Source organism: Humiphilus diazotrophicus (assembly GCF_059726315.1).
On sequence record NZ_AP040870.1, the window covers coordinates 7,216,217 to 7,236,189 of the forward strand.

The window sequence follows — 19,973 nt, forward strand, 5'->3', positions numbered from 1 at the left end:
CGGTGATCGCGAGCAGACGAGCACCGCACGCAACGCCCCTCGCTAAGCGAGGATCAGTACCGCGATGTCAGCATATCGTCAGTAATCTGCCCAGCCGCTCTCAATTGGCGACTACAGGGCAAACCACTCATCGACAACTGGCTTGGAAGGCAACATAGGAAATTCTCTAGAAACCGGATTCGTGGACTCGAACCGGACTCATGGCCCCTTGGGCCTAGACAATAGATACCTAAAGAGTAGCCGACATATGGGGACTTATTTCGGGAGCAACTGTGACGAGGCTGTTCTACCGAAGTTTCGGCCCACGCAGATTGTCGTTCTGTGCAAAGCCTTTTTCTAGTTCGCGGCGAACTTCGGGGGTGTTCTCTTGCACGCCGCAGCGTTCTATGGATAGGCTCTCCTCTTTCCCCTAATATTCACCGGACGTCAGTAGGATGTAGCGATTTCCCGGCTTTAAATGCTCTGGCGGCTGCGGAGAATTGTAGTGGATACCTGGAAAAGTTTCGGCCTCGATCACCGTACCGGGAGTCAAGCTAGAGGCTCCCTTGAGTTTTTCTACGATCCTGACATTGGCCGTTTCGGATACGGCATCAGACCCCGAGTTTTCCATTTGATAAGCTGCCTTTTCCTGCGCCGCTGTCGGAATCGCATCGATCACGTATGCGGATACTGCATCTCTCCCCAGTGCCCAGATGGGGATATCACATGGAGTAGACGGTGACTGCGAAGTGCCAGGGACTCGATAATCCGACCCCGACTCGCCATAGAGGTTCCATTCACGGGCTGCCGGCAGCAAGTTTCCTGGTAGTCTGCAGGCGATGAACCGGGTGAGACAGGAAAGGTCGAACGAGGTCAGACGTTGAATCTCGGGCTGGGATGTATGAGTTGAGTAGGTCACTGTGACCATAAGGCAGCCTGTGCATCCGCCAGGTCGCCCAGCTCTGTAGTAGGGATGTTGGGCAAGCTGATCTCGACCCCCAAACACTGGGCCGCCGCCCTCAGTCCGTCGAAGCGCCTGTTGACTCCTAGCCTCGACCCTCAATAGATAACCGAATTCTTCCTTTTCCAGCAACTTCGGCGGAATAGCAATATCGACGGAAGTGCTCGTCCGCCAGATTGTGCCGTTTTGCACGATAAAAGCGAGGCGGACACAGGTATATCGGCCGCCGAGCCAGCGATAGATGGGGTATGTTTTCTGCCAAAGCCACCCATACGTATCGCCGCTCAGGAAATGTCCAGTACGACTGCTGAGATCCTCCAGGTTGATCTCGTACCGGCAATCCTTTGCATTGCAACTTCCGTCGTAGTGTCCCCAAGCTCCCCACCGATACATGAGTGCCTGAGCGTCGGCCCAGGTGCTCTGATAGAGCCGAATCTGATGCATATCGGCCATCAACCGCTTGGCGCGATACCGCAGCAGGTTCTGCTGAACCTGGACTGCCAGGAATGCGAGTAGCAGAAGAGCCAGAGCGATAACACACGCCACCCGAAGCGTACGTTTAAGCCATGTCACGGTGTTCATTATTTGCTTAGACACCGAAAACAGAGAACTTGCTCCACCACCATTACTTAAGACACAAATGAATACGCGTAATTCCCAAAGAGAGAGGCAATCGGGCGCGGGCCGAACCGCTCATCGACAGCAGTTTATGCGGAAACGTTGGGAGGACCTGCGCGATCTTCAACAACGGTTGAATCCGTTTTGCGCTCGTCGACTGCCGGCGATTCTGCCTCTGGAAGCTTCGGCACGATCTTGCGGCTGGGTGGCCGTTTGTTCTTTTTGCGCACATGAGCGGCCTCCACGCCGCTGTTATGCACAATAGAAGCGTCACAGAAAATCTGGCCTTGAAAAGCGAGTAGGTGATTACAGGCTCATTGACGGCCTCTCTTTACCGGGCAGTCCAGATGGGCGACAAGTCGACCGCAAGCTGCTCCCGGCAGTTGGACCCGAGAATCACGACTTTATCTATTCCACCCGGACGTGAGTAAAGTAAGGCTGGCCATTGCGAAGGTAATATTCAAACCAAAGCTTCGTGCCAACGCCGAAGGTGATTTCGAAAGCACCCTTCTTTCCGCTGTTCAGGACATGACACTCTTCAACGGAATCTGTTTCGATTTCTGTGTGCCTCAAATAAGAGATGACGGATGGAGAAGCGAGTCCAGCAGCACCGGAAGAATTGGCTGCCACGGCTGCCAAGAGTCGATCGGCCCATTGGACTTGGGGTTGCAGAAACCGATGGCCGAGATCCTGCACGCTCTCGGGAGTGATCCGAAGAACCCACATCCCGCGTGGCTCAGCGCAACAGCCCAGAACGCCGAAAGACTCGGTACGCTCTTTCGTGGGCACGGTGAGCAGATTACCGACGAGCTGGATATCGCGATCCTCGTCTATATAGAGGTCATAAGAGCGAATGATGAGATTCTTAGCTTCGGTCCCGTTCCACTGCCAGATGCTCAATTGCTTTAAGAGAGTGTTGCCGTTAGTTGCTTGGTAAGCGTCGATTGCGAATCGCGGCTCACCATTGCCCGAGATGGGCAACGGCATAACTGTCTGAGCAACAAGAGGTCCACAATAGTAAAAGCACGAATCGAGAAACGCCCAGAGCCCGATTTCATCCCTTTTACGGAAATGACGAGCGGCCAAAGGCTTGATGCTCCATTTCGACAGGAAATGACCATCCTTGCCGCGGTCGACCAGGAAGAAAGTCGAGACGGCGTTAGCGGACTGGTTCTCTACATAATCTGCTGTGACGATATATACGTCAGTCGCAATTCGCGTCGCCGAGCCCGTTAGTGCGTAGACGTCAGACAGCTTTGGATCGGGGTCATTTGGCGGAGGTGTGAAGTCTACGAAGAGCTGATCGAGATCCTTTGGCGAAGGATTTGGATGCAGATCGAACCATGCTCCTGCCCATTTCTCGGCAAGCTGCCACCCCTGGGCTAGCAACGGGCGCATCTGTGCATTGCCCAATGGTCTCAGCCTGCCGCCACTGCCTAGAGTATTTATATTGCTTAACACTGCCTGATGCGCACTGATCCATTCCTTCATTTCAGGCGTAACGGATGGAGAAGAGGATTGAGCGGCAGCACAGAACGTGATCTCGTAGATCACAAGGACCATCAACGCCAGAATTCGAGTCAACCTGAACATTTCGCGCCTTTGCGGAATAGTGAGAGCAATTATCCCACACAGGTGGCGAACCGGCCGCAGCTTTGGCAGAATCTATACCCCCGGGAAACAGTCGTTCTATATTCCGGGCGCATCACCTACCTCCGACTCGTCAGTTACCGCTTGGTCATCATCGACGACTCGCTTGGTGTCGGCGGAAACCGAGCGCCAGGCTGACCTGCACCAGCAACCCGTAATGATGAGTTCCTCGATTGACGCGTACAGGGCCAAATCACTCATTGACAATTGGCTTGGGAGAGAAACATAGGAAACGCCCCCGGAAACCGGCATCCCGGATGGGACTTCTGGATAATTCAGCAGCATCTGTGACTGCGATAGCCACAGGACAAACTTTGTTTCCGAACTGCGTGATCAAGTTGTATCAAATCACTTTGCGTCAAAGCGACAATTGGAGTATGCGGGGAACATTCCTATCCGCAGAGGTGTCTAAAACAATGAATCCACAGGCGACAGACTTCACAATTTGGGCTTGGAGAGGGCATGTGCAAAGAGTTTGGATACTAGTTACAACAATTGCGCTCAGTATATCCGTATGCAACGCTCAGTTCTTTCCCAAATCCTCCCTTGACCTCAGGGGCGATAACTTTAAGGAGCAATGGTATTCTTCCCATCTTCTTGCTCTGCAGGAGCCCTCGCTACTCAAGTTGACAGACAATCACCTTTCGCATTCATACCGATTCCTCTGGCTTCGCACCTTCGACCACCCTATTGCGATTCGGATTGACATACAACCTGATAAAACCGGTGTGCTAACAGTGAAGAAAACAAGTGGTGCTGGCGGTTATGCTCCTGGGAAACTCATTATGAACTCAAACTATATCTTGGACAGCGATGAAACCAGAAAGTTCCTTTCTCTCGTAGATGAGGCTGGTTTCTGGATAGCTCCCAACCCTGTGGCCGATCAGACAGGCACCGACGGATCGCAGTGGATCATTGAGGGGGCAAAGAACGGAACCTATCACGTAGTTGATCGGTGGATGCCCAAGAGTGGAGTAGCCCATGATCTTGGAATGTTTCTTGTGTTCAACTTAGCCAAGATGAATCTGCCACAAAAAGAAATCTATTGAAATGTTCTTCTATATTCTGCCGAAAGTCCAGCAGCTGGATACTATCGCTTGGCGACTTTGATCGTGATCTTTGAGACCTTCGATCGGCGATTAGGAGAAACATGTGAAGTCGTGAGGTGAGGATCAGTGCTGAAAACGCTCATGGTATCGTCTGAGAGTTTGACTTCCGGCTGGTGGACGGGCCGGGAATTGTCCTGAAACCGGCTTCGAGTCCCCGAAGCGGACTTTTGGACAATCAATGAGTGATTTTGAGATTATGCGATCGTTGACGAACATGAGCAAAAAAGCTGAACTGAAGCCCACTTCCCAGTACCTATCTCGCGACTGCTTTCGAGCCTACTCAGTTAGGATCCTGAACTGTCGTCAATGATTGAAGAGAACGGTGTGGAGCACTTGGCACTGGCAGACACTCCAACGCCAATCAACACATTCTCTAAAGCATTTTCCGAAATACTGTAAACTTTCCAACTTAAGTGAAGAGCGGCTTTCTTTAGCGGAAAGCCGCGCCAACTTCTATTGCTTCGGTCCACACCTTTTCGGAAAATGCTCTAATGCTTGACTGCGCCCATTTCCGTCAAGGCGCTGGATCAGATCACCTTGGGAGTGAAGCCGTCGCCCCATGGTCGTTGCACAAATTCCTGCAAGGCCTACGAATAGATTCCAGGCGCCTCATGTCCAAGCATCTGCACGTACTCATCGTACGACCCGGGATAGATGGTTGGAGTGCGGTCGGAGCCGCTTTCACCGCCAAGTTCCAACACACGTGAGCCGAGACCGCGAAGGAACATGCGGTCATGCGATACGAAGATCATGGTGCCTTCAAAATCTTTCAGAGCTTCCACTAGCATTTGCTTGGTCGCAAGATCCAGGTGATTCGTCGGTTCGTCGAGCACAAGGAAGTTCGGCGGGTTGTAGAGCATACGCGCTATTGCCAGTCGCGACTTTTCACCACCGGAGAGTGCACGAATCTTCTTGTCCACGTCGTCGCCGGAGAATTGGAATGCGCCGGCCAGGTTTCGCAATGCCCCGAGACCGTCTTGGGGGAAATCCTGTTGCAACTGATCGATCACGGTGAGATCGGGATTGAGCACGTCCAGCGACTGTTGCGCAAAGTAGCCCATAAAAAGGCTGGCGCCGAGCCGCACGCTACCGGCATCCGGAGCACTGGCGCCGGCGATCATCTTGAGCAGTGTGCTCTTGCCCGCACCGTTTTTTCCCATCACGGCCCAGCGTTCTCCACGACGGATGGTGAGGTTGAAGCCCTCATAGATCACACGGGGGCCATAGCTCTTATGCAGATTTTCGATGACAACCACCTGTTCACCAGATCGCGGGGGAGTGCGGAAGTCAAACTTCACCACTTGGCGTTTCTTCGGCAGTTCAATCTTTTCGATCTTGTCCAAAGCCTTTATGCGGCTCTGCACCTGGGCCGCTTTGGCGGCATGCGCCTTGAAACGTTCAATGAAGCGCTGCTCTTTGGCAAGCATAGCCTGCTGCCGGGCAAATGCTGCCTGCTGGTTGCTCTCTCGCACGGCCCTTTCCCGCTCGTAGAAATCATAGTTACCCGAGTAGGTGGTGATTTCGCCTTCATCAATCTCCGCGATCTTTGAGACCAGACGATTCATGAACTCGCGGTCGTGCGAAGTCATGAACAGCGCGCCCCGATACGACTTGAGGAACTGTTCGAGCCAGATGATGGATTCGAGGTCGAGGTGGTTCGTCGGTTCGTCCATCAGCAATACATCCGGCATTCCGAGCAGGACCCGAGCCAGCGCAACCCGCATTTTCCAACCGCCCGAGAGAGCGCCCACGTCGCCATCAATCTGATCATCTTTGAATCCCAGGCCGTGGAGCACTTCACGGGCTTGCGATTCGAGTGCGTAGCCGCCAAGCTGCTCGTACTCCTCCTGAACGTGACCGAAGCGATCAAGAATGCGGTCCATTTCATCGCCCTTGTCGGGGTCGCACATATCGAGTTGCAAGGCTGCGAGTTCGTGGTGCAGCTCGCCGACGCGTCCGCTGCCAGCAATCGCTTCATCTACAACTGGACGACCCTGCATTTCCGCAACGTCCTGGCGAAAGTAGCCTATCTTAAGCTTCTTGGGGACGGACACCACGCCCTCGTCGGGAGTTTCCTCGCCAATTACCATCCGGAAGAGCGTTGTCTTGCCCGCTCCGTTCGGACCTACCAATCCGACTTTTTCGCCGGGATTCAACTGAAAGGAAGCGTCCACGAAGAGCAACTGCTTGCCGTATTGTTTATTAATGCTTGAGAAAGAGATCATTTTGAAAGAGCAACTCGCGGGCAGGCAGCCTTTTCCAGTATAGCTTGGCCAGAAAATTGCCGGCCAACTTCACGGCACAAATCCATTCGATGCGAGAGTCGGCGATAGTGGCTCAATTGAAGGAATCGCAATTGCGAACTGAAATTTTAGCCTACGAGTCTAAAACTCGGCCACAGGAAGATCACTCGTATCGCAAAGCATCCATCGGGTTGACGCTAGAAGCTCGCCGGGCGGGAAAATAGCTGGCGAGAAATGCAACAGCGATCAACAGCACTGGAACGGTTACGAATATAGGAATGTCAAATGGTGTGATCTGGTACAAAAGAGAGGCGATGAGATGCGTAAGGGCAAGTGCTCCGACTATTCCGACGCAGACTCCGATGCAAACGAACTTTGCGGCCCTCCCCAAAACCACTCGAAGGACTGCTCCGCGCGTCGCTCCAACCGCCATACGAATACCAAATTCGCGTGTGCGTTGTGTAACCGAGTAGCTCAACATGCCATAGAGTCCGATCGATGCGACGAAGAGTGCAAGGAAAGCGAACGAGAGTAGGAATGCGGTTCTGAAGCGCGATTCGCCTTCCGAACCGTAAACGAGTTCTTTCATGGTTTCGATCTGATCCATGGGGACGTCCGGATCCACACCCGAGACTGCTCTGCGCAATTCACCAGCCAAGCTCTTTGGCTCGACTGACGTGCGCAAAACAATTATTGGGCGCATCTCGACATTGGGTGCTTGCCCGTAGGGAAGGTACATCTCGGGTTCTGGGCTATTAGCTAGACCGTCATGATGCACGTCGCCCACGACTCCAACAATTGTTCGCCACTGATCATCGCCAAACTGGACGTGTTGGCCGACGGGATTCTGGCCACCCCACCAGATTCGCGCCATGGTTGCGTTGATGATAATCACCAGAGGGCTATCATCCCTATCTGCCTTTGAAAAGTCTCGCCCATGGAGCACAGGTATCCCCATAGTTTCAAAATAGCCAGCGGTCACAGGACGATAGTTCGTCACGTCGACACCAGGCGGCCCCGGCGCGCGACCCTCAATAGTGAATCCCCAGGAATTATCAACCCCGGACATTGGCAGGTACGAAGTGAAGGCCGCGGATTGGACTCCTGGAATCGCGTGCACAGTTTCTATCAATTCGTTCTCGAACTGCGAAATCCTTGGATGCTTGCCTGTTCCAAACGCAAAACCGTTCGCATACTGAGGAGGCAGTGATAGGCGTGCCGTGAGGATGTGTTCTGTTCGAAAACCGGGAGCGACCTCCATCAATTTCCAGAGACTCTTGGTCATCAGGCCAGCTGCGGTGAGAAGGATGACAGCGATCGCCAGTTGAGCAACCATGAGTGAATTCTGCATGCGAGAGCGGTTCATGGCTACTGCGCGTCCTCCCTGTTTTAGAGAGTCGTTTGCGCTGACTCGTCGCGCTTGGTAAAGAGGGACCAAGCCAAACAGGGTCCCCGTGAGTATGGAAATCGAGCTGGTGAAGGCCAGCACTCTCCAGTCAATCGAAATATCTGAGGCTCGTGGTAAATCTGCCGGTAGATGACGAACAAGCGCCGGCACACTGAACAGCACAAGCGCGAATCCTAAGATTCCGCCGGCCAGAGACAATAACATGCTCTCCGTCAAGAGTTGCCGGGCAATTCTTATGCCGCCTGCTCCGAGCGCAATACGGATCGCAATCTCCTTCCGTCGCGCCACTGCCCGTGTCAGCATGAGATTCGCTATATTGGCACAGGCGAGCAGCAGAACCAACCCGACAGCAGCCAGAAGAGTGAACAACGCTACTCGAACGCTGTCGACGACGTGAGACTCGAGGGGAGTCGCGGCGACACCCCTGTCTTTATCGTAATCCGGATAAAGCCGTGCGAGATTTGCTGCGACGATGCTCATGTCTGATTGAGCCTGCTGAAACGAACTACCCGGCCTGAGACGAGCGAAGACGCAAAGTGGGTGCGTGCCGCGCTGCCATGCCTCCGGGGGCGATGCAAGAGCCAGCGGTGTCCAAACATCGATCCGGTTCCGCGACTGGAAATCCGCGGCTTTGCTGACCAGATAGAACTCACGCGGAAGCACGCCAACGATCGTGTAAGCAGCGTCGTTCAGCCGGATTGAGCGCCCCACCACTTCGGCTCGGCCCCCAAAGAGCCGCATCCATGTCGCGTAGCTCAAAATGACAACGTGACTGGAGCCAGGGTGGTCCTCTTCAGGGAGAAAATCCCTACCGAGGGTCATCCGAACCCCTAGGAGAGAAAAAAACTCCTGGCTTACTTCTGCGCCTGCTAAACGCTGAGCCTCCCCTGAACCATTAAGAATGAAATCAGGGTACGTATCAATCGCAGCCATCTTTTCGAAGGAATGACTCTCCCGATGCCAGTCGTAGAAGTTCGCCGGCGCCACAGTTCCGGGCTTGTCGCTCTGAACGGAGGTTTCCCAGAGCATGACAAGGCGATCTGAGTCAGGATATGGAAGAGGCTTGAGAATGACCCCATTCACGAGAGTGAAAATGGCACTGTTTGCTCCAATACCAAGTGCCAGTGTAAGAACGATGATGGCTGAAAACCCGAAACTTCCGGCGAGGCTCCGGAGAGCATAGCGAACATCTTGGATGACCCCCTCCACAAAGGCTCCTGTTCTGGCGTCGAGAACGCCCTGCTTCACCTGCTCCAATCCGCCAATTTCTAGCCGTGCTTCCTGGACAGCGGAATCAGGAGAAATCCCGCGCCGGACCTTCTCCGTCACAATCGACTCCATATACGATTGCAATTCCTCGTCCAGTTCCTCATTAAGCACTTGCCGATGACGCAAGTTGCGCCAGAACGCGCGGCAGAACTGAATCACAATGCGCCTCCTACGTCGCGCGGAGCGCACTTGCCATTGCGAGCGAGATGCGCTCCCATTTATCCGACTCCGTTTGCAATTGCCTCTTACCGGTCTTGGTGAGGCGATAGAACTTGGCCCGTCGATTGGTTTCGGCTTCGCCCCAGAATGAAGTCAGCCACCCTGCCTCTTCCATTCGATGCAAAGCAGGAAAGAGAGAGCCCGCTTTGACCTCAAACGTACCGTTCGTGATCTGCATAATGCGACGCGAAATCCCCATTCCGTGCAACTCTTCAAGCGTCAGCGATTTGAGGATCAGCAGATCGAGCGTTCCCTGCAGCAGGTCAGTTTGTGCCGGAGGCATGAAGTCTCCTATAGAGTATCTACAAGAGATAAGCATTTCTCTTATAGATTGTCAACAAGAGTCGAAGCGGCGAATCCGTTCTGGTTTCAGAGAGAATGCCAAGGGATCCTGATAGCTGTCTCAGTGTTGCCACAACGTAAACCGCTCATCTAATTCTGTTTGCGCGAGCAACTGGACAAGTAATTGAGAAGCGGGACAATATTCTGCGATCCACGTTGACGAGAAGCGCCAAATCGGACATCTGCCCGTTAGGAATAAACCGGCTTCGTGGACGCGAAGCTGCCAAAGCTTCTACGCTTCGGGTACATCTGTGCGGGAAATGCTTTAGTACTACAGTCGTAACTGTAATCGAAGATATCGGCACCACTGACAATGGAGAGCGAGGATACCACGACAGCCGGACTGGAGCGCTACCTAATTACAACGGTGGTACTTACCCGAAGTCTTTCCAAAGCGCTTTCCAAGCTCAAGATAAGAGATACGTATGGTCCAAATCCCTAACTGTTCTCAACTTTCACGCAAGGCGACTATGGGGTTCACTTTCATCGCGCGGCGTGCTGGCAGGTAGCTGGCTAGAACGATAATGGCAAACAAAAGTAGAGGTACGATCAAAAACACAGCCGGATCATGGGGGCGCACCCCGTAGAGCAAACTTGCCATCATGGACGCAGTGAATGCAGAAATGACCAATCCGGCAACGATGCCCACGCCGGCAAGTGCGACCCCCTTGCGTAAGAACATTCTCAGAACGTCGCCCCGCCGCGCGCCCAGGGCCATGCGGATACCGATCTCGCGCGATCTTTGGCCGACCATATAAGCCAACAATCCGTAAATTCCGATGGAGGCCAGAAGCGCCGCCAGTCCAGCGAATCCGCCCACCACATCGGCAGAAAGACGGCGTGAAGCCAGTGACCGATCAAGGACGTCGTTCATAGAAGAAACATTAAATACCGGCAAGCCAGGATCAATGCTCTGGATTTCATGCCGAATCTGTGATTCGAGCAGGGTCGCGGGCAGAGACGTTCGCAACATCACGCTCACTTGCTTGCTGGGGTCTTGATAGGTCGAAACGAAGATGTGGGGAACGCCATCGATGTCGAGACCGTCATTCTTAATATCTTTAATAACACCCACGACGGTCGTCCATGGTTTCGTCGGGTCTTTCCCGAACCGTACTTGGCGGCCCAGCGGATCACGATCGGGCCAATATTTGCGAGCGGTGCTTTCATCAATGATGGCCACCGGCTGTTTGCCGTATTCATCGCCCTCGGTGAATGAGCGACCGCGTAGGAGCGTCGCCTGCAACACCTTAAAATAATCGGGGCTTATCCGAATTCTCTCAGCGCGCAGATCCTGCGAGGACTCGACCGGTCTATCTTTAATCGCGAAGCCTTCAACCGCTAAGCCACCGACCGCGTTGGGATTGCTATTGGTGGTCGGTATAGCTGAGGTGATTGCGGCGAGATTCACTCCAGGAATTGCCTTCATACGCCGCAGCAATTCACGATCAAAGGTGACCTTGCCGGGAATACCGAGATACGGATCCATCTTCGGATCGTTAGGAACTCCGAGCCACGTGTTTGCCGTGACAACTTGAGTTGGACTAAAGCCTGGATTTTCCTGCAACAGATCCCGCAGCGTACGCAGCAGCAAGCCGGCTCCCACCATCAGTATGACGGCAAATACCAGTTCAGAGACGATGAGAACATCGCGCAATCGGCCGGTCTTGATGCTGTAGCCGGACCCCCGACCACCTTCACGAATGGCCGAGGAGAGAGCAGCTTTTGCCGAATGAAGCGCCGGAGCAAGTCCAAACACTAAGCCGGTAAGAATGGAAATCAGCAGAGCGAAGGCCAGCACCGCCCAGTCGATTCGTACTTCGCTGAGCCGAGGAATGTTGGATGGCACAAAGCGCAGGATGGAACGCAAAGTAACCACCGCGGTTGCGATTCCCGCGCCGCCGCCGAGAAGCGACAGCAGCAGGGACTCGGTCAGCATCTGGCGCACTATGCGGCCGCGACTCGCCCCCAGCGCTGACCGCACCGCCATCTCCTGCTGTCGTCCCGATGCACGCGCCAAGAGGAGATTGGCAATGTTCAACGATACGATGAAGGCGATCAGGATGACCGCGCCAAGTAATACCAGCAGCATGGGCCGGACCTTTCCCACCAACGTTTCCTGCAATGGTTGAATCTCAATTGTCCATTGCGCCTGCGGCGGGTAATCGGTGGGAAAGTCATGGCGTAATTGGGCAGCCATGGCAGTGAGCCGCGCCTGAGCTTGCACCAGTGTCAGGCCAGGCTTAAGTCGTCCGATTCCAGATACTAAAACCCGGGTACCACGCATTGGCTGGGGAAAGGGATCTGCGCTGAATCCGCCGGCGCCAAACACTTCCACTTCGCCGGAAGATGTCGGTCCAGGATGGCGAAATCCGCGTGGCAAAACCCCGATAATTGTAATGGGGTCACCGTCGATCCGGATGGTACTGCCGAGAACATTCGGATCGGCGCTATAGTCACGGCGCCATAGGCCGTCGCTGATTACAGCTACGGGAGCGAAACCAGGCGCGAAGTCTTGCGGACCAAACAGACGTCCAATTTGCGGGATCACACCTAGCATGGAAAAGTAGCTGAAACCGCCATTGACCCCCTCGACACGCTCGGGCTCTCCGGCTCCAGTCAAATTCTCACTACCCTCAAAGATCGGGGTTACATCTTCAAATACACCCGCTCGCGTCTGCAGGTCATCCAGTTCAGGCTTGGAAAACTTAACGTCCCGCAAGCCTACGCCGGGCTCGTTAAAGAAGATTCGCACCAAGCGATCGGGATCGCGGTAAGGCAGAGAACGTAGCAACACGGCATTCACGATGCTGAAAATGGCCGTGTTGGCTCCTACGCCCAGAGCCAGAGTCAGGACAGCCACGATCGTGAAGGTGGGCCTCTTGATGAGCATGCGCAAACCATAGCGAACATCCTGAACTAAAGTCCCCATGAAGACGCTCCTCTCGGTCAAAATCACAGAATCTTATTTAGTTATCAGTTTGCAATCGGCGGTCTCTCCTTCTTCCATCGTCGTCCCGCAGCTCATGCAAGATCGATTTCTTCGATTGAGGAGGGCTGATGTAGTGCTCGGGTTACATCAGCCTGAATGCTCATGAGCTTGCGGAAAGGCGATAGGTCTCCTACTTCGACCACGGCGGAATGACGCCGTTCATGCGCGCGTAGGCAATCGACTGTCCGAGGTGCTCGTGCTGGTCTGCGAAGAGATGCTGGATTGCGCTTTCCTTTGTCATATCCCGGCCAAACAGCTTGACCGGCGCCTTCAGATCGGCATCCGAGAGTCCGGCGATTGTCTGTTGCAGGTTGGCGTAGGAGGTCTTTAACGCCTCTTGCAGTTTCTCGGGGTCAGTAATCGGCGCCGGCCGCATGCCGCCCGTTGCACCGGTCAGCGTTCCGGCGAGTATGCCATTCTCCATGACAATAAGGTTGAATACTTCTCCCACGGAACGCACGCCCTGACCCGGCCTCCAATCATATTTCCCTGCCATCACTCGCGCCATTCCTGTGAATTTGTCGGAAAGAGTCCCAGCCTCTTTGGACAGAGTTGCCTGAACCGTCTGTGCAGGCTGAGCTTGCGACGTTGTAGCAGCCACGGCTACGATGATGGCGATCGCAGTCATCGTACTTACAATTCGAAACGTTCTCATAGTGAATCCTCCCTTGGTTTGTTTCAAGCAAATGGTTTTGCAAAGAGTTCTGCGCCGATGCTGCGCGCCAGCGGCGAATTGAGTTGCGCTTTCGGATTGAAATGTCGAGCAGTCTCGCAAATCGCACGCGCAGCCAGCCCGTGCAGTCAAGCTCCTCTCAGGCTTGCCTCTTACGGCAGATATTTCTTGGGTAACGGCGCAGTGACCGACTCGGCCTGCGTCATGATGCCCGTAACTCGCCAGCCGCCGGCTCCTTTGATCGCTTGAATGCAGTTGATGCCGCGCGCGACTTGCTCTCCGTCGCTGTGCAGCGCGTAACTGCTCCATAACTGGGCGATGTTGCCGTAACGCTCAAGTTGAAATTTGAGCTGCCTTTCTTCGAGCATGGCGAGGCCACTGGTTTTAACGCGTGCGATCCAATCGTCCAAGGTCCGGATGGTGTAAGCTGGTGTCCCGTCCACGCCGATTGAAACGAACATCAGGCGCGCTTCGGGTATAAACAGGGCCTTCATGCCGGCTCGATTCTTGTCTGCGGGCCCGGTAATTGCCGCATCGATGGCGGCAGGAATGCCCATGGGCTCCAAAGGCAGCGCACAGCCGGCATCCGACGCCAACGGAAACCTCCGAGCAACCGCAAGCGCGTGCCCTCCGTACTGAGTCAGAATTCTCTTCATGTAGAACTCCTCTGCGTCACTTAGAACGACTCGTGCTCAGGAACATATGCCGTGTAAAGCCAGTGTTTGCAGGAAAAGTGACATGCGGTATCCGAAACGAGATAAGCGGTCTGAGTTGGCCATCAAGTACTGTCGTTACGGATTCGTTCCCAGAGAATATCGGAATTCAAAGTGTGGCAGCGGCATCCAGCACAAACGTCTGGGCAGTTGGCGGCTGAAATCACTTTGCCGAGAGAACTTGATGTCTTCTTCGAAGGTTCAGCTATAATCCGTGCCGGAGGGGGCGACAAAACCATTGCTCGAGGCCAAACCAGATAGGGGACGGACAAGATGGATTTTGATCCTGTGTGCGTGGACAGTTGTAGGACTGTTGTTTGCCGTACGCAGGATCGTACTGGTGAAGGTAATGGGTACGCACGTCAGCTGGGTGCCCGACAGCGCGCTCGAACTTGTCTACTGGTGCGTGTGGGCAGCATACACACCGCTTGTGATTGGTCTGGCCAAACGGTTCCCGTTGACAGGGCCGAGAATTGTACCCCATATAGTGATCCACACAATCACGTCGCTCGTGATGGCTCCCCTGGCATCTGTCACCGAATACTTTCTGAGCCGTGGACTTCTGTGGTCAGTTTTTCACATAAGTAATCCCCGTGCGCTGCACCTTCTTCCTACGTTTGCAATCAGTGTTCTATCTATGAGCTTTACTGGCATACTTACGTACTGGTTAGTGGTGGGGCTGTATCAGTCGATCCACTTTTACCAGGCTGCTATGGAGCGCCAGACTAGAGCGGCGCAACTGGAAACGCAGCTCTCCCATGCCGAACTTGAGAACCTTAAGAGCCAGTTACATCCGCACTTTTTGTTCAACAGTCTTCACACCATTGGCATCCTGATGCAGGAAGACGTCGATGCTGCGAGCCGTCTCCTGGTCCGCCTCGGCGACTTGCTGCGCATGGCCCTCGAACGGCGGGAGAACGAAATCACCTTGCAGAGCGAGCTCGAGTTCGTCGGCAAGTATCTGGAGATAGAACAGACACGCTTTCATGATCGGTTGAAAGTTCACATGGACGTGCCAGCTGACCTTCTCGGAGTCTATGTACCGAGCCTGGCTCTTCAGCCACTGGTTGAGAATGCCATCAAGCACGGCATCAGCGTCGATTCCGCTGCAGGCCGGTTAGAGATCGCTGCGCAACTCCACAACGGCAGAGTTTGGCTCTGCGTCCGCGATGATGGCCCGGGCCCGGCACCAGGATCGCGCCTGCGATTCGGCGTCGGACTCACCAATGTCCAATCACGCTTGAAACAGCTCTACGGAGACGAGTCGTCGCTGGAACTTACCAGGGGCGACGGTCGAGGCTGTGAAGCCATCATCACCATTCCACTGAGGAGTTCCCATGAAGACGCGAGTCCTCATCGTCGATGACGAACCAATCGCCCGGCGCGGTATCCGTCGCTATCTGGCCGAACACGACGGCATTGAAGTTGTAGGCGAGGCGGCGAACGGAATAAGCGCGGTGGAGCAGATCAATGAACTTCATCCCGACATCGTTTTTCTCGATGTGCAGATGCCTGATCTGGACGGTTTTGGAGTCATCGAAAATGTGGAGCCAGCTACCGGCCCTGCTCCCGTATATATCTTTGTCACGGCTTATGATGCGCACGCCATTCGTGCATTCGAAGTGCACGCAGTTGACTATCTCCTGAAACCGTATGATAAGGAGCGATTTGCCAAGGCCTTGGTTCACGCACGCCTGGTCCTCGAACAGCGCAGGGAAGCAAATCGAAGTCTCGAACCACTGCTCCAATCCCTCCGTAGTCTCCGCCCATTGGAACGCTTTGTGGTGAATGATAAGAAACGGATTTTCTTCGTTCCCGTTTCCAACGTTTTGTGGATCGAAGCAACGGGAAACTATGTCTGCATACACACCGCCAGCGGCAGTCACCTGTTGCGGAAAACCCTGGCACAACTGGAAGAGAAGCTGGCGCCACAACACTTCATCCGCGTGCGGAAATCGGCAATCGTGAACGGTGCCTGTATTAGCGAAATTCGTCCGATGTTCGATGGGGTTTACGACATTGTATTGGCAGAAGGAACGGTGGTCACGTCGAGCCGCAGATACGCTCACAAGTTACGGGCGCTGCTGGAATCTTAATCTTGAGTTGTAGCAAAGCCAGAATCCTACGAGTGGGGAGCTACTACTGCTTAGCAGGTCAACGAAATGACTTGGCGATTTTGCAGAAGTTGGAAGTCGAGGAGCTCCAATCGATATGCCTCCGTGTCTTGGTCTACATCTTTGTGGAAGATGCTTTAGCAGTAGAAGCGCGATGAGTTTCACGCCAATCGCTTGGATGTACTCCTTTCCAAACGCGAAAAGCGCGACCAAAGGAATTGGGGTCTTCAAAGCCAAGCAAGTACGCAGCCTCATTCAACTCCAACGCGGCATCCGAGGCGCGGAAGATGATCGCATTAGCGCCTTCTCCTATATGGCGGTGACGCCGATTCAGAAAGGAAAAACTGTTTGGTTGAGGCCTGTTAGTAATGAAGAATATAACAGCGTAAAGTAAAGGCCTCCCAGACATAGAAGATCGACGACACTGGTACGCCGAGAAGAGGCAATCCGTATTCCTCCGGTCCTGATGCAGGCGTCTCAACTGTGACGGCGGGCGCCGTTGCGCAGGTTGTGGCGCTCTGCAATCGTCTGTGTTAATAAGTACTTGCTCGTCAAAAGCCGGCCTTCAAACCATGCGTCCAACTGCGATACGCGGCTCATAGGGAAATATCAAATTGGCGCATGCGTCAGGACTCAGAGATCAGAGAGCAGCAATCAGGATCTGAAAATCTACACTTGACATCGAGAGAAAATACACTACCATTTGGTTGTGGATAGATTGGGTACAACATTTGCGGCTTTGTCTGATCCAACCCGGCGGGCAATGATCGAACGGCTCTCACATGGGCCTGCCACCGTTCATGGATTGACTGAACCGTTTGCACTCTCGCAGCAGATGATTTCAAAGCACATTGCCTGCTTGGTACGAGCACGGATTGTAATCAAGACGAAGCGTGGACGAGAGAGTATATGCACGCTTAGGCCAGAGACGATAAAGACAGTCAGTGACTGGGCCAGCTATTACCGTCGATTCTGGGAAGAGAGTTTCGACAAGCTGGATGTGGTGGTGAATCAAATGAAAAAGAGGGAGGTCAGAAGTGACAAGGACGGTTAACGAGACAGACCGGATGGTTGTAACGAGAATATTTGATGCCCCACGCGAATTGGTTTGGAAGGCGTGGACAGACCCGAAATATGTGATGCAGTGGTGGGGGCCGAAGGGATTTACGGCACCTGTGTGCAAGATGGATTTTCGTGTGGGTGGAAAATTTCTATGCTGCATGCGAACGCCGGATGGCCAGGAGTTCTGGAACGCTGGTGAATACCACGAGATTGTTCCGTACGAGAAAATCGTTTCCTCCATGTATTTCTCTGATTCGGAGGGCAACAAAGTTGAGCCCGAGCAGTATGGAATCGAACATGAGGCCGTAGAGGGTGCGCACGACATAATTCTTTTTGAGGATATTGGTAACGGCCAGACGAAACTCACTTTCATTGGAAATGAGCCCATGGAAAGCGCAAAGAATAGCGGGCAAATCGAGGGCTGGAACCAGATTCTCGATAAGCTTGCCACAGTCGTTGCGGGGCTGACGAAGTCGGAATAGAAAGTTGGGTATTGACGACTGTCATGGGGAGAAACGGCCAAGGGTGGCGGGAGGCAACTTCATCCGGGCTTCTCGTCACCACACCCAATTGCCGCTGTCCGAATACGTGATTCTTGGCTCGACTGCTGCTAACATGCCAGATCACTCGTCGAGTCTGCCAGCAATAGATGGCTCCTGTGAAGCGAAGCGACGAAACTTCTGCAAACCCCGCGAGATGCCGACTTAAGGTTAGTAATTCTCTCTCTCGACGAGTGCATTAGCGATTTTGTATAAATCGAGATATTTTCCCGGCTACATAGGCGTTTCTCATTATTAATCTATGGAGCGTGATCCTCCGCAAGTCTGTTGAGACCGAACTTCAAGATGATTCACCGTCAAACTTCCGACTGAGAGCTTCTCGATGTGTGCCTCCAAAATCCTCAAGCGTTTTACCGTCATGACGCCCACCGCGAGCGCGCCGATAGCCAATGCGCCAAAAGCAACCGCACCGACTGCAAGTGCGCCGGTTGCAACTGCACCAACGGCTGTGCTGCCCACTTTTACTTTGGTAATCGAGTTCTTTGCTTGCATCATCATGCCTCTTTCATACGATAGTTCTAATTGAGCGTCTTAGTGGTTGCAACTGCAAGATGCAGAACCACGTTCCGGGGGAACGAACCTTGCGCCCCAGGACGGAGGCTATCCAAGTAGGCTACACAACTGCGCTCCAGATACAGAACTAAGACATATCGTTACTTATACTTACCCTGGGGAGTTGCTCCCCAAGGTAAGTCGGCACGATTGTTGTGATTGCATCGTCCCTGTCATCGCAGAGATTTGAAGGCGGCACGAAGCTCAGTCGTGAACAACTCGGGCTGTTCCCACGCTGCGAAGTGGCCGCCCTTTTCTGCTTCGTGGAAATAGTAAAGAGACGGATAAGCCTGTCGTGACCACGTCTCGGGGGCACGATAGATCTCGTGGGGGAAAACCGTGATGGCCACCGGCACCTTGATCTGAGTGGTCCTTTGCGCAACGGAGCTGAAGTTATTGTTGTTGTTCTCCCAGTAGAAACGCGAGGAAGATGCACCCGTGTTGGTGAACCAGTACAGGGAGATATCATCGAGGATGGCATCGCGTCCAATGACTTTCTCTGGATGGCCGTTGCTGTCAGACCACGCGGCGATCTTCTCGTAGGTATAGGCAGCAAGTGCGCTCGGGGAGTCGGAGAGGGCGTAGCCGATGGTCTGTGGACGTGTCACCATCATGGCGCCGTATGCTGCGTTTCTTCCAAAGAAGGAGCTGAGGGCGTTATATGCGCGCATCTCTGATGGCGCCAGTCCATCTGGTGCCGGGTCTCCGCTGTGAATGCCTTTCACAAGGTCCGCAGGGATGGTTGCAGGCATGGTCAGATGAATACCGAGTAGTCCCTGTGGTGCCTGACGCGCCAGCGCATCCGAAATTACCGATCCATGATCACCACCCTCGGAGACGTAGCGCGTGTAGCCAAGACGCTTCATCAGCACGTCCCAAGCCCGCGCTACCCTGTCAGGCCCCCAGCCAAGTTCCGTTGGTATGCCTGAAAACCCATAGCCCGGGATCGCAGGAATGACGACATCGAATGCATCTTCTACGTGTCCTCCGTATGCGACTGGGTCGGTCAACGGTCCGATGACCTTCATAAACTCCAGGGGAGATCCGGGCCAACCATGCGTGAGAATCAGAGGCAAGGCATTAGGCACTTTCGAATGCACGTGGATGAACTGGATATCAACGCCATCAATCGTTGTTACAAATTCGGGCAAGGCATTCAATTGGGCTTCTACTTTGCGCCAGTTGTATGAATGGCCCCAGTACTGCAGAAGCTCCTGCATCTCTGCGCGTCGAACCCCCTGAGATTCATCGTTCACCGTTTCCTTATCAGGGAGTCGTGTCTCCGCCAGCCGTTTCCTCAGGTCATGGATCTGTACGTTAGAGATGTGGACATGGAATGGACGTATTGCGTCTGCCGCCAAGGGACTTGTAGCAGTCGTCGCATGACGTGTTGCGTCTTGCGCAAAGGACGACGTTGCGCAGAGAAAGACCATTGCAGCAAGAAGTGTCATATTTCGTGTTCTATTCATAGGTGGCTCCTTGTTTGTTCGCAACCAGTGAAGCAACACG

At 53.8% G+C, this 19,973-nt stretch carries 17 protein-coding genes; 6 read left to right on the plus strand and 11 right to left on the minus strand.

The features are described 5' to 3' along the window. Positions 1 to 409: 409 nt before the first annotated feature. From AC6I7T_RS28865 to AC6I7T_RS28875, 3 genes are all read right to left on the minus strand, one after another. Entirely contained in the window at positions 410 to 1,522 is a 1,113-nt protein-coding gene (locus AC6I7T_RS28865) for a hypothetical protein (protein ID WP_497791295.1), read from the minus strand. A 125-nt stretch (positions 1,523 to 1,647) separates the two neighbouring features. Further along, positions 1,648 to 1,788 (minus strand): hypothetical protein, encoded by a 141-nt coding sequence (locus AC6I7T_RS28870; RefSeq protein ID WP_497791296.1) that lies wholly within the window; start codon positions 1,786 to 1,788, stop codon positions 1,648 to 1,650. Positions 1,789 to 1,966: 178 nt separating this feature from the next. Then, a complete protein-coding gene (locus AC6I7T_RS28875) occupies positions 1,967 to 3,151 on the minus strand; it encodes a hypothetical protein (protein WP_497791297.1) in 1,185 nt (394 codons plus the stop codon). A gap of 794 nt (positions 3,152 to 3,945) precedes the next feature. Here AC6I7T_RS28875 and AC6I7T_RS28880 point away from each other — a divergent pair. After that, on the plus strand, positions 3,946 to 4,257 hold the full coding sequence (locus AC6I7T_RS28880) for a hypothetical protein (RefSeq protein WP_497791298.1): 312 nt from the start codon (positions 3,946 to 3,948) through the stop codon (positions 4,255 to 4,257). A 647-nt stretch (positions 4,258 to 4,904) separates the two neighbouring features. Here AC6I7T_RS28880 and AC6I7T_RS28885 read toward each other — a convergent pair. The 6 genes from AC6I7T_RS28885 to AC6I7T_RS28910 form a co-directional block, all read right to left on the minus strand. Beyond that, positions 4,905 to 6,542 carry an ABC-F family ATP-binding cassette domain-containing protein gene (locus AC6I7T_RS28885; RefSeq protein ID WP_497791299.1) on the minus strand — a complete coding sequence of 546 codons (1,638 nt, stop codon included), beginning with the start codon at positions 6,540 to 6,542 and terminating at the stop codon, positions 4,905 to 4,907. Between the two features lie 181 nt (positions 6,543 to 6,723). Then, positions 6,724 to 9,396, minus strand: a complete 2,673-nt coding sequence (locus tag AC6I7T_RS28890; RefSeq protein ID WP_497791300.1) for an ABC transporter permease — start codon at positions 9,394 to 9,396, stop codon at positions 6,724 to 6,726. A gap of 10 nt (positions 9,397 to 9,406) precedes the next feature. Further along, complete coding sequence (locus AC6I7T_RS28895) at positions 9,407 to 9,739, minus strand: PadR family transcriptional regulator (RefSeq protein WP_497791301.1); 333 nt, start codon at positions 9,737 to 9,739, stop codon at positions 9,407 to 9,409. Between the two features lie 507 nt (positions 9,740 to 10,246). After that, positions 10,247 to 12,730, minus strand: coding sequence for an ABC transporter permease (locus tag AC6I7T_RS28900; protein WP_497791302.1), 2,484 nt, complete (start codon positions 12,728 to 12,730; stop codon positions 10,247 to 10,249). Positions 12,731 to 12,920: 190 nt separating this feature from the next. After that, entirely contained in the window at positions 12,921 to 13,445 is a 525-nt protein-coding gene (locus AC6I7T_RS28905; RefSeq protein ID WP_497791303.1) for a DinB family protein, read from the minus strand. Positions 13,446 to 13,615: 170 nt separating this feature from the next. After that, on the minus strand, positions 13,616 to 14,059 hold the full coding sequence (locus AC6I7T_RS28910; protein ID WP_497791304.1) for a hypothetical protein: 444 nt from the start codon (positions 14,057 to 14,059) through the stop codon (positions 13,616 to 13,618). A gap of 466 nt (positions 14,060 to 14,525) precedes the next feature. On the opposite strand from AC6I7T_RS28910, the gene AC6I7T_RS28915 reads away from it, so the two are divergent. The 5 genes from AC6I7T_RS28915 (at position 14,526) to AC6I7T_RS28935 (ending at position 17,834) form a co-directional block, all read left to right on the plus strand. Next, positions 14,526 to 15,542, plus strand: coding sequence for a sensor histidine kinase (locus AC6I7T_RS28915; RefSeq protein ID WP_497791305.1), 1,017 nt, complete (start codon positions 14,526 to 14,528; stop codon positions 15,540 to 15,542). Beyond that, positions 15,514 to 16,272, plus strand: coding sequence for a LytR/AlgR family response regulator transcription factor (locus tag AC6I7T_RS28920; protein WP_497791306.1), 759 nt, complete (start codon positions 15,514 to 15,516; stop codon positions 16,270 to 16,272). The genes AC6I7T_RS28915 and AC6I7T_RS28920 overlap by 29 nt, the downstream gene beginning before the upstream one ends. 172 nt (positions 16,273 to 16,444) lie before the next feature. Further along, positions 16,445 to 16,684, plus strand: a complete 240-nt coding sequence (locus tag AC6I7T_RS28925) for a hypothetical protein (protein WP_497791308.1) — start codon at positions 16,445 to 16,447, stop codon at positions 16,682 to 16,684. A gap of 315 nt (positions 16,685 to 16,999) precedes the next feature. Then, positions 17,000 to 17,344 carry an ArsR/SmtB family transcription factor gene (locus AC6I7T_RS28930; protein WP_497794654.1) on the plus strand — a complete coding sequence of 115 codons (345 nt, stop codon included), beginning with the start codon at positions 17,000 to 17,002 and terminating at the stop codon, positions 17,342 to 17,344. After that, entirely contained in the window at positions 17,328 to 17,834 is a 507-nt protein-coding gene (locus AC6I7T_RS28935; RefSeq protein ID WP_497791309.1) for an SRPBCC family protein, read from the plus strand. Before AC6I7T_RS28930 ends, AC6I7T_RS28935 begins: the two co-directional genes overlap by 17 nt. A 312-nt stretch (positions 17,835 to 18,146) precedes the next feature. Here the strand turns inward: AC6I7T_RS28935 and AC6I7T_RS28940 are convergent, their stop codons facing one another. Further along, entirely contained in the window at positions 18,147 to 18,410 is a 264-nt protein-coding gene (locus tag AC6I7T_RS28940) for a hypothetical protein (RefSeq protein WP_497791310.1), read from the minus strand. A gap of 227 nt (positions 18,411 to 18,637) precedes the next feature. After that, complete coding sequence (locus AC6I7T_RS28945) at positions 18,638 to 19,933, minus strand: epoxide hydrolase family protein (protein WP_497791311.1); 1,296 nt, start codon at positions 19,931 to 19,933, stop codon at positions 18,638 to 18,640. Positions 19,934 to 19,973 lie beyond the last annotated feature (40 nt).